Here is a 263-nt window from a genome sequence, read left to right as displayed (position 1 = left end):
GCTGACGCTGATCGCCGCGATCCTTGCGGGCGTCGGGCTGGCGTTGCTGCTTGCCTTGCTGATTGCGCCGATCACGGCCTTGATCGCCGGTCTCTTCCTCGACGACGTTGCCGAGGTGGTGGAGAAGCGGGATTACCCGACGGATGTTCCCGGCACGCCGATGCCGCTCGGTCAGGCCATCATCGGCTCGCTGCAGTTTCTCGGCGTCGTCATCATCGGCAATATCATCGCCCTGCTGCTCCTCTTCATTCCCGGCATCAACC

At 63.5% G+C, this 263-nt stretch carries 1 protein-coding gene; it reads left to right on the top strand.

The annotated features are described in order from the left end of the window. The coding region (locus tag R0J92_RS23860; RefSeq protein WP_411053502.1) for an EI24 domain-containing protein at positions 1-263 on the top strand (263 nt) is incomplete at both ends.

This window comes from Tritonibacter sp. SIMBA_163 (assembly GCF_046535935.1).
Lineage (GTDB): Bacteria > Pseudomonadota > Alphaproteobacteria > Rhodobacterales > Rhodobacteraceae > Epibacterium > Epibacterium scottomollicae.
Note: the sequence above shows the minus strand (reverse complement) of the source record. Positions and strands in the feature narration are given on the sequence as shown.